Raw genomic sequence first — 9805 nt, 5'->3', positions numbered from 1 at the left:
GCACATTGTGCGGGGGGCCGTTTCCACGTCTTATGTACTGTCTGCCACGAAATTGCGCCGTCGCCCCCTCCGTTTCTCCGGCTGCTATCCCATTTTCTCCTATTTCCGGAATATCGGCCCATCTTTCCGCTTTTTCAGCCTTCCCTTTTATGGGACAATTGAGTATGATTTTTTTAGGGAACCCTGTCGACAGGAGGCATGACGGGTTCCTTTGATACACAAACTGGGAGTGGTTGTCATGACTGCTTACTATCCGCTGCTGATGAAGCTGGGTATTACGCCCAATTATGTGGCATTTTCTCAGACCGCCTGTGCCTTGAAGCTGATTCGGGGCAACCCGGACGCGCTGCAGCTGGTGACCAAGTGTTTGTACCCGGACGTTGCCAAGCAGTTCGGAACCAACTGGAAGGCGGTAGAGCGCAACATCCGCTCCGCCGCAGACATTGCTTGGCGCTGTAATCCCCAGCTGGTCACCAATCTGGCGGGCTATCCACTGATGGAGCGGCCCAAGGCTGCCCAGTTCATTGCTATTCTCTCCCGGGCAGATGTGTCCTCCCTCTCCTAAAATCCGGCCTATACGGAGCCGCTGCGATAAAAAAAGTGCCGTTCCCTTGTGTGGAACGGCACTTTCTTCTATCCTCGTCGGATGCAGCAGGATCAATGTTTCTCCCCGCCCAGCAGAATCTGCTCCGGGGTGATGGGCAGGCTGCGCACCCGCACGCCGGTGGCGTTGTAGATGGCCTGGGCCACCGCGGGGGCGGGGGTGTTGATGACCACCTCGCCGATGGACTTGGCGCCAAAAGGCCCGCTGGGCTCATGGCTCTCCTCAAAGTCCACCCGAATCTGAGGCAGATCGGTGCGGCAGGGAATCTTATACTGCATGAAGGAGTGGTTGAGCATCTGGCCCCGGCTGTCATACTGAATGTCCTCGTAGAGGGCCATGCCGATGCCCTGGGCGATGCCGCCCTCCGCCTGGACCCGGGCCAGGTTTTTGTTGACCACCGTGCCGCAGTCCACCACGCCCACGTAGTCCGTCACCTTGGCTTCTCCGGTCTCCAGGTCCACCTCCACCTCTGCAAAGCCCGCCATCAGAGGCGGGGGCGAGGTGGGGCTGCAGTGGCTGGCCGTGGCGGTAAGCCACTGGGTGCCCTCTCCCACCACCAGGGCCTGGGCCAGCTGGCTGAGGGTAGTGCTGCGGGAGGGCTCCGCACAGTCAAAGACCTGTTCGCCGTCAAATTCCGCCTGCTCCGCCGGAATGCCCAGGCGGATCGCTCCCTGGGCCGTAATGGCCTCTCTGAGCTGCGTGCAGGCTTTCACCACCGCGTTGCCGGTGACATAGGTGGTGCTGGAGGCGTAGGATCCGGTATCGAAGGGGGAGTGATCGGTGTCCACCCCGTCCACCGTGATGCGCTCCAGGGGGCAGTCCAATGTCTCCGCCGCCATCTGGGCCAGAATGGTGTCGCACCCCGTGCCCATATCGGTGGCTCCGATCATCAGGGTATAGTAGCCGTCGTCGTTGAGCTTGATGGTGGCGGTGGCGGTATCCAACGCGGAAATGCCAGAGCCCTGCATGGTGATGGACATGCCCAGGCCCCGGACCTTGTGGTCGGAGACCTGCACCCTGGGGTACTTCTCCTCCCAGCCGATGAGCTTCATGCCGGTGCGGATGCACTCCTCCAGCTTGGAGCTGCTGAGGGGCTCATTGTAGTAGGCGGGCATGGTCTCCCCGGGCTGAGGAATGTTCTGTAGGCGCAGCTGAGCAGGGTTCAGTCCCAGCTCCATCGCCAGCTCGTTGATGGCGGATTCCAGGGCAAAGCAGCCCTGGGTAGCTCCGTAGCCCCGGAAGGCTCCCGCCGCCATGGTGTTGGTATACACCACGTCCCAGGAGAAACGGAAGGCCTTGGCCTTGGCGTAGAGAGGGATGCTCTTGTGGCCCACCAGGCCCACGGTGGTGGAGGCGTGCTCCCCGTAGGCTCCGGCGTTGGACAGGGCGTGCATATCGATGGCCCGCACGGTGCCGTCCTTCATGGCACCCACCCGCACCCGCACCCGCATCTGGTGGCGGCTGTTGGAGGCCTGGAAGGACTCCGCACGGGTATAGACAATCTTGGCCGGACGGCCGGTGCGCAGGGTGACCAGGGCGGGGAAAAGCTCGCTGACCAGGGTCTGCTTTGCCCCAAAGCCGCCGCCAATCCGGGGCTTGATGACCCGTACGGCGGTCTTGGGCAGGTCCAGCGCCCGGGCAATGGTGCGCCGGCAGTGGAAGGGCACCTGGGTGGAGGTCACCATAGTGAGGCGGCCGTTATAGTCCAGATAGGTGTAGGTGCGGAAGGTCTCCATCATGGCCTGGGCGTTGGCCTTGGTGTAGTAGGTGCGGTCCAGCACCACGTCGCACTTCTCAAGCTCCGCCTCCACGTCCCCCTCCCCCTCGCAGCCGCTGGCCACCAGGTTGCGGGCGGGGTCGCCGCCGATGTCAAAGTTGTTGAAGTAGTCCTCCTCCTGGTGGACCTGCACCGGGTTGTCCAGGGCGTGCTCAAAGTCCAGCACCGGCTCCAGCACCTCGTAGTCCACCTTGAGGATCCGCATGGCCTTGTCTACGCAGGCCTCGTCCACGCCGGCCACAATGGCCACCGGGTCGCCCACATAGCGCACGGTCTGCTCCAGAATATATCGATCGTAGGGACTGGGCTCCGGGTAGGACTGCCCCGCCAGGGTGTAGCGGATTTTGGGCACATCCTCCCAGGTGAGCACGACCACCACACCCGGCACCTTACTGGCCGCGGTCTTTTTAATCTCCCGAATCCGGGCGTGGGCGTGAGGGCTGCGCAGCACCTTCACCACCAGGCAGTCGGCGGGGGCGATGTCATCGGTATAGACGCCCTTGCCGCCGGTCAGCGCCCCGCTGTCCAGCTTGGGAATTGCCTCATTGACCAGCTTCATGCCTGCTCCTCCCTCCGTCTCTCCTTCAGCCAGGCCTGAATGGCCCGCATCTGGCTCACATAGCCGGTGCAGCGGCACAGATTACCCGCCAGATAATGGGCAATCTCCTCCTCAGTGGGATCGGTGAGCTCCCGGGCCATGGCCAGCACGGTCATAATAAAGCCGGGGCTGCAGTAGCCGCACTGCTCTGCACCCTGCTGGGCCATGCACGCTCCAAAGGCCTCCGCCTCCTCCTGCACGCCCTCCAGGGTAGTCACACGCTTGCCGTCCGCCCGGACCGCAGGATAGGAGCAGGACAGCACCGGAGTGCCCTCCACCCAGACGGTGCAAAGTCCGCAGTTGCTGGTGTCACAGCCCCGCTTCACGCTGAGGCAGCCGCAGGAGCGCACAAAATCCAGCAGCATCAAATCCCCGGCAACCTCCCTGGTATAGGGGGTGCCGTTCAGTATTATGGTAACCTTCATCCTTGCTCCTCCTCCAGCTGCTGGGCCGCCCGGCGCACCAGCACCTCGGCCATACGGCGGCGGTATTCCTCGCTGCCACGCAGGTTGCTTCCAAAGCGCAGCTGAGCCGCCGCAGCTTCGCCTGCGGCCTGGGCTCCACGTCTCTGGGCCAGGCAGGCTTCCGCCTCAGAGGACCGCTGGGCCGCATAGGGCCGGGCGCCCACAGACACCCGCCAGTCATCTCCTTGGCGGCTCACCGCCACGGCCAGCACCGGGAAATCGGTGCTGCTGCGCCGCACGCTCTCATAGGCCGCCCGCCGGCCGTCGTCCGGGATACGAATCTCAACAAGCACATCTCCGGGGCAGCCGTCCGAGGACAAAAACGCCTCCAGGGACATCTCCCCCGCCCGATGGAACACCACCCGGGCGTCCAGGGCCAGCAGGGCGGTAATCACATCGGAAAATCCAAACCGGGCATACACCGACCCGCCCACGGTGGCCAGGTTCCGGAACTGCACCCCCACAATGGAGGACACCGCCCGGCCCAGCAGGCCGTCAAAGCGCCCGGTCACGGCCGGATGGATCTCCATCTGGCGCAGAGGGACACTCGCCCCCAGCACCAGCCAGCCTTCCTCTTCCCGAATGTAGTCCAGGCCCAGCCGGCTCAGATCCACCGCCTTGCGAATCCGACGGCTGCCCAGCCGAAGCCAGCAGCAGCCGCCCAGGGCCACATGATTTCTGGGGTCGCTGCTCAGCAGCTGGCACGCCTCCTCCAGAGAAGTGGGCATGCAGTACTCCTCCACGCGATACAAAAAAACGCCTCCCTATCTGCGCCCCCGCCGGGGGGCGGTCAAGCCCATTGCTTTCCAATTCATTCCAGTGAAAATCCCCTCCGGCATACACCGCGGGGATGGTCAATTTATTATATCGGAATTTTCCCCTTATGTATAGGGTTTTTCGCTATTTTTTGCAGCTCCGGGCCCGTTTCTTTTCCCATGCCGTTCCGATTTTCGGTTTAGGATCAAACTCTTATTTTTTACTTGACTTTGTCAAGTTTATCTGCTACACTTGACAAAGTCAAGTGATTGGAGGCGCCTGTATGTTCGGAACCTTTTCCTACTATTCCTCACTCTTCTACCGTGGCTTTACCGCCTATACCACCCGGCAGCTTCAAACGCTGGGTCTCAACTTCGGCTCGCTGTTTCCGGTCCTCTATGTGGGGAAGCACCCGGGCTGCAGCCCCAGCCGGCTCACCCAGACCCTGGGTCTGGACTGGGGGTACTCCCAGCGCAGCATTGCCAAGCTGGTGGAGGACGGCTTCCTCACCAAGGAGAAGTCTGGAAGGACCTACCGGCTTGATTTGACGGAGAAAGGGCAGCAGGCCTTCTCCGTCAGTCACCAGGTCTTCTTTGACTGGGACGAACAAGTCCTTGCTCCTCTCACAGGGGAGGAGCGCCAGCAGCTGCTGGCCCTTCTGTCCAAGGCTGCGCGGAACCATGAAAAGGAGCTTCTATGTACGAACACATCAACAGCCCCGTTAACTACGGCGGAGTAACTTTGAAGAACCCCATTGTCTTTGCCCCCACTTCCCTGGGCGTGTCCCAGGAGGAGATGACCCAGCGGCTGGTACGCATTGCCCATGGCGGCTGCGCCATGATCATTTTGGGGGATGTGCCGGTGGGGCGGCACGGCTTCGGCCCCAGCCTCTACACTAAAAAGGGCTTTGCATTTTACCGTTCTCTGGCTGAGGCGGTCCACAAGTACGACTGCAAGCTGTGCGCCCAGCTGCACCAGTCCGACTCCGACCTGAAAGCCATGCTGAAATACGTGCCCGGCGTGCTCACGAAGAAAATTACCCCTCAGGAGCTGCGCCCCCTCCTCAACGAGCAGGTGGGCCCGTACATCACCGGGCTTTCCCGTGAAAAAATCCATCACATCATCGACTCCTTCGGCCAGGCGGCCGTGCTGGCCCAAAAGGCCGGCTTTGATCTCATCCAGATCCACGGAGACCGGATGTGCGGCAGCTTCAGCTCCGCTCTCTTCAACCACCGCACCGACGAGTACGGCGGAAGCGCGGAAAACCGGGCCCGCTTTGCTGTTGAGGCGGTACAGGCGGTGCGCCGCCGTCTGCCCGACATCCCCATTGACTACAAGCTGCCCGTCCGCCAGGAGAACCCCGCCTACGGCAAGGCGGGGGTGGTGGAATCGGAGCTGTCCGTCTTTGTCCCCCTGCTGGAGCATGCCGGGGTGACCAGCTTCCACGTGACCCTGGCCAACCACTCCGACCTCAGCGACACCATTCCCCCGGCCAACCACCCGGAGTTTGGTCAGGAGGGTTGCTTTCTGAAGTTCTGCGACCAGGTGCGGCGCTACACCTCCCTCCCCATCTGCGGCGTCGGCGGACTGACCCGCCCGGATTTTGTGGAGGAGCAGCTGGCCTCCGGCCGCATCCAGTGCGCCGCCATGAGCCGCCAGCTGATTGCCGACCCGGACTGGCCCGAGAAGGTCCGTTCCGGCCGGGTGTCGGAGCTTCACCGCTGTGTCCGCTGCAACAAGGAGTGCCTGGGGGGTATGATGGCCCACCGGGGTGTCCACTGTATTTATGAAAAAAAGGAGAATGTGTCATGAAGTACGCCATCGTGTACAGCAGCAAGACCGGAAACACCAAACTGCTGGCCCAGGCCATCGGGTCTGCCCTCCCCCCGGAGGATTGCCTCTACTTTGGCCCGCCCAGTCCGGAGGCTCTGACGGCCCAGCGGGTGTATGTGGGCTTCTGGACGGACAAGGGCACCTGTGACGGGGAGACCCAGTCCTTCCTGTCTTCTCTCACGAATCAGGAGGTCTTTCTCTTCGGCACCGCCGGCTTCGGCGGCGCGCCGGCCTACTTCGAGAAGATTCTCTCCTCTGTTCAGGCCCATGTGCCCGCCTCCGCCCATGTTCTGGGCGGCTACATGTGCCAGGGCAAGATGCCCCAGGCCGTCCGCCAGCGCTATGAGGCCATGGAGGACAGTCCCCGCCGTACGGCCATGCTGGAAAATTTTGACCGGGCCCTCTCTCACCCGGACCATGAGGATTTGGATGGGGTCAAGAAGGCCGTCCAGGTACTGTAAAATCATTTTACTTTACAAAATAAGCTGTGGGACCGACCATCTGGTCGACCCCACAGCTTTCTTTTTCAATGGCTTGTCCGGTGCTCAGACACCCTTGTCGGCGCTGTTGTCCCAGTAACACGGAAAACCGTCACGCAGTCTCACGTATCCTGGCAGGGACGAAACAACACGCACCTGGCAGCCGTAGTAATATTTTACCCGGGAGCGCACCCGCACTCCGCGGTGTAATCCTATATCCATTTTCCCCTCTCCCTCTTCCCCTCGCACACCCCATCACCCTCACCCCAAACATGGAGCGTACCAGGGTGCGGCAACATTTGCTTCATATTCCGGCACAAATACTGCCGTTTTCCGCACATTTAGCGGCAAAATGGGCACGTACACCGGAGCAGGATTCCTGTCTCAGAATGGCCGTTCCAGAGGTCTGCGGCAAGAGTGGAATGGGTGTCAAGGGTACGAAAAAAGGGCCTCGGATTGCTCCAAGACCCTTAAAAATCCTATGCGATGCCGCCCACCTGTGCGTCAGGATTGGTGCGACAGGCGGGACGTTTTTCAACTAATTGTCACAGCTGTATCCGAAATTCTGGATGGCCGCCGGGTTGTCCCGCCAGTTCTCCTTCACCTTCACCCAGGTCTGGAGGTACACCTTGGTACCCATGAACCGCTCCATATCCTGCCGGGCCAGGGTGGACACCTTCTTCAGCATAGATCCGCCCTTACCGATGATGATGCCCTTGTGACTGCTCTTCTCGCAGTAGATGGTGGCCTCCACCTCGATGACCTCGTCATCCCGCTCGGCAAAGCGGGTGATCTCCACCGCGGTGCCGTGGGGGATTTCCTTGTCCAGGCACAGCAGCAGCTTTTCCCGCAGAATTTCCGCCATCATCTGCCGCTCCGGCTGGTCGGAGGTCATATCCTCCGGGAAGAGCTGGGGGCCTTCAGGCAGGTAGCCCTCCAGCACCTGCAGCAGTTCCTCCACACCTTCCTTGTTCCGGGCGGACATAGGAACCACTGCGTCGAAGGGGCAGGCCTGGCTGTAAAGGGAAATCACTTCCAGAAGCTGTTCTTTGTGTTCCAGCGTGTCCGTCTTGTTAATGACCAGCACGGCGGGGCATTGCAGGGTCTTGATGCGGTCCATCAGCTGCCGCTCCGGCTCCCCGATGTGGGCAATGGGCTCCACCAGCAGCACCACCGCATCCACATCGGACACTGACTCCCGCACCACATTGACCATATAATCTCCCAGGCGGGTACGGGCCTTATGGAGGCCCGGAGTGTCCACAAACACAAACTGGCTCTCACCCCGGGTGAGCACGCCGCAGATGCGGTTACGGGTGGTCTGGGGCTTATTGGTGACGATGGCCACCTTCTCCCCCACCAGGGCGTTGATGAGGGTAGACTTTCCCACGTTGGGACGGCCGCAGAGGGTAATGATTCCGGATTTTACAATGGACATAGAGATGATCCTCAACTTTCTTTGAGCATATGATAAGTTGCGGCTCCGCAGCCGCCGTTTTCAGATTAAATCTGCTTATTCCTTCTCCCGGGTGATTCCAAGCCCGCCCAGGATGGCCTCCTCCCGGGCCCGCATCTGGCGCTTCATGGGGCCTTCGTCCAGGTGGTCGTAGCCCAGCAGGTGGAGCACCGAATGGACAGCCAGGTAACACAGCTCCCGCTCCAGAGAATGGCCATACTCCTTAGCCTGCTCCTCGGCCCGCTCCAGGGAGATGCACATATCCCCCAGAGGGCACAGGCCGGTCTCCGGGTCCAGATAGTCCTCGTCCTCCGGCGGGACGCCCGGCTCCAGCTCGAACATGGGGAAGGACAGCACGTCGGTGGGGCGGTCTGTATCTCGCATTTCCCGATTCACTTCCTGAATCCCTGCATCATTGGTGAACAGCACATTTACTTCACAGGGCAGCTCCACGCCTTCTGCCTTCAGCGCCGCTTCAATGACCCGGGTCACCTGGCCGGCCAGTTCCGGCTGGGCCTCCACTTCCGATTCTACAATGATCTGGTGCTCCATGCTCCCTTATTCCTTTCCCGCGCCGCCCTTGATGGCATCCCAGTAATGCCGGGCGGCCTGCTCATTCTTATTGTCTCCGTACTGGTAGTAGTGTACGCCCTTCAGCTCATTGGGCAGGTACTGCTGCTCCACCCAGTGGTGGGCGAAATTATGGGGATACTTGTATCCCTGCTCCCGCTCCATCCCCTTGGAATCGGCATGCACATTCTGCAGCTCCCGGGGTATATCCCCCGCTTTCCCCGCCCGTACATCCGCCATGGCCCGGTCAATGGCCATGCAGGCAGAGTTGGACTTGGGGGAGGTGGCCAGAAGAATTACCGCCTGGGCCAGGGGCAGCTTGGCCTCCGGCAGACCCAGCTGGAGGGCGCTGTCCACGCAGGCCTTTACAATAAAAGCGGCCTGGGGGTAGGCAAGCCCCACGTCCTCGCTGGCGGAGCAGAGGATGCGGCGGATAGCGGTGATCATGTCCCCCGCCTCCAGCAGCCGGGCCAGATAGTGCAGCGCCGCGTCCGGGTCAGAGCCCCGCATGGACTTCATCAGTGCAGAGGCGATGTCAAAGTGAGCATCCCCCTCCCGGTCGTAGCGCATAGCAGAGCGCTGGGCCACCGTCTGGGCGTCCTCCAGGGTGACCCGCAGCTTGCCCTTGTCCCGCCGCCCGGCGTTGAGCAGCAGCTCCAGGGCGTTCATGGCCTTGCGGATGTCTCCGCCGCAGGCCCAGGCCAAATGCTCCCGCACCCCATCCTCACACTCCACCTGGACCGCCAGCCGCTTTTCCATAATGGCAATGCCCCGGTCGATGGCGGGCAAGGCGTCCTCGGCGGTAATCTGCTTGAACTCAAACACGGTGGACCGGGACAACACCGCTCCAAACACAGCGAAAAAGGGATTCTCCGTGGTGGAGGCAATGAGGGTAATCCGGCCATCCTCCATAAACTCCAGCAGGGACTGTTGCTGCTTCTTGTTAAAATACTGGATCTCATCCAGATAGAGCAGCACACCCTCCGGGGCCATCAGCGTTCCGATGTCCGCCATAATCTCCTTGATGTCGGCGATGGATGCGGTGGTGGCGTTGAGGCGGTGGAGGGGACGGTTGGTCTTCTTGGCGATGATGTTGGCCACCGTGGTCTTTCCGGTCCCCGATGGGCCATAGAAAATCAAATTTGGGATGGTTCCTCCCTCAATAATCCGGCGGAGCAGACCGTCTGGGCCCAGAATATGCTTCTGTCCCACCACCTCATCCAGGGTCTGAGGCCGGATTTCATCGGCCAGCGGCCGGTATGCCATAC

Annotated in this window: 10 protein-coding genes; 4 read left to right on the top strand and 6 right to left on the bottom strand. The window is 61.3% G+C overall.

What is annotated here, in order from left to right; genetic code table 11:
• Positions 1-211 precede the first annotated feature (211 nt).
• Positions 212-565, top strand: coding sequence for a sporulation initiation factor Spo0A C-terminal domain-containing protein (locus DWX58_RS02230; protein WP_243093216.1), 354 nt, complete (start codon positions 212-214; stop codon positions 563-565).
• A 92-nt stretch (positions 566-657) separates the two neighbouring features.
• Here DWX58_RS02230 and DWX58_RS02225 read toward each other — a convergent pair whose 3' ends face one another.
• From DWX58_RS02225 to DWX58_RS02215, 3 genes are read right to left on the bottom strand one after another with little or no spacing between them, the layout of a single operon-like run.
• Positions 658-2940 (bottom strand): molybdopterin cofactor-binding domain-containing protein, encoded by a 2283-nt coding sequence (locus DWX58_RS02225; RefSeq protein ID WP_118641369.1) that lies wholly within the window; start codon positions 2938-2940, stop codon positions 658-660.
• Positions 2937-3404 (bottom strand): 2Fe-2S iron-sulfur cluster-binding protein, encoded by a 468-nt coding sequence (locus DWX58_RS02220; protein ID WP_118641368.1) that lies wholly within the window; start codon positions 3402-3404, stop codon positions 2937-2939. The genes DWX58_RS02225 and DWX58_RS02220 overlap by 4 nt, the downstream gene beginning before the upstream one ends.
• The gene (locus DWX58_RS02215) at positions 3401-4186 is read right to left on the bottom strand and encodes an FAD binding domain-containing protein (protein ID WP_243093227.1); all 786 of its coding nucleotides are present in this window, start codon (positions 4184-4186) and stop codon (positions 3401-3403) included. The genes DWX58_RS02220 and DWX58_RS02215 overlap by 4 nt, the downstream gene beginning before the upstream one ends.
• Positions 4187-4482: 296 nt before the next feature.
• Here DWX58_RS02215 and bilQ point away from each other — a divergent pair, with 296 nt between their 5' ends.
• From bilQ to bilS, 3 genes are read left to right on the top strand one after another with little or no spacing between them, the layout of a single operon-like run.
• Positions 4483-4938 carry a bilirubin utilization transcriptional regulator BilQ gene (gene bilQ, locus DWX58_RS02210; protein WP_118641367.1) on the top strand — a complete coding sequence of 152 codons (456 nt, stop codon included), beginning with the start codon at positions 4483-4485 and terminating at the stop codon, positions 4936-4938.
• The gene (bilR, locus tag DWX58_RS02205; RefSeq protein WP_118641366.1) at positions 4896-6011 is read left to right on the top strand and encodes a bilirubin reductase; all 1116 of its coding nucleotides are present in this window, start codon (positions 4896-4898) and stop codon (positions 6009-6011) included. The genes bilQ and bilR overlap by 43 nt, the downstream gene beginning before the upstream one ends.
• Positions 6008-6493 carry a flavodoxin family protein BilS gene (bilS, locus tag DWX58_RS02200; protein WP_118641365.1) on the top strand — a complete coding sequence of 162 codons (486 nt, stop codon included), beginning with the start codon at positions 6008-6010 and terminating at the stop codon, positions 6491-6493. Before bilR ends, bilS begins: the two co-directional genes overlap by 4 nt.
• Positions 6494-7049: 556 nt before the next feature.
• Here bilS and era read toward each other — a convergent pair.
• From era to DWX58_RS02185, 3 genes are all read right to left on the bottom strand, one after another.
• The gene (era, locus tag DWX58_RS02195) at positions 7050-7949 is read right to left on the bottom strand and encodes a GTPase Era (protein ID WP_118641364.1); all 900 of its coding nucleotides are present in this window, start codon (positions 7947-7949) and stop codon (positions 7050-7052) included.
• A gap of 75 nt (positions 7950-8024) precedes the next feature.
• Positions 8025-8519 (bottom strand): rRNA maturation RNase YbeY, encoded by a 495-nt coding sequence (gene ybeY / locus DWX58_RS02190; RefSeq protein ID WP_118641363.1) that lies wholly within the window; start codon positions 8517-8519, stop codon positions 8025-8027.
• A gap of 6 nt (positions 8520-8525) precedes the next feature.
• Positions 8526-9803 (bottom strand): replication-associated recombination protein A, encoded by a 1278-nt coding sequence (locus DWX58_RS02185; RefSeq protein ID WP_118641362.1) that lies wholly within the window; start codon positions 9801-9803, stop codon positions 8526-8528.
• Positions 9804-9805 lie beyond the last annotated feature (2 nt).

The organism is Pseudoflavonifractor sp. AF19-9AC (assembly GCF_003478995.1).
Lineage (GTDB): Bacteria > Bacillota > Clostridia > Oscillospirales > Oscillospiraceae > Lawsonibacter.
Note: the sequence above shows the minus strand (reverse complement) of the source record. Positions and strands in the feature narration are given on the sequence as shown.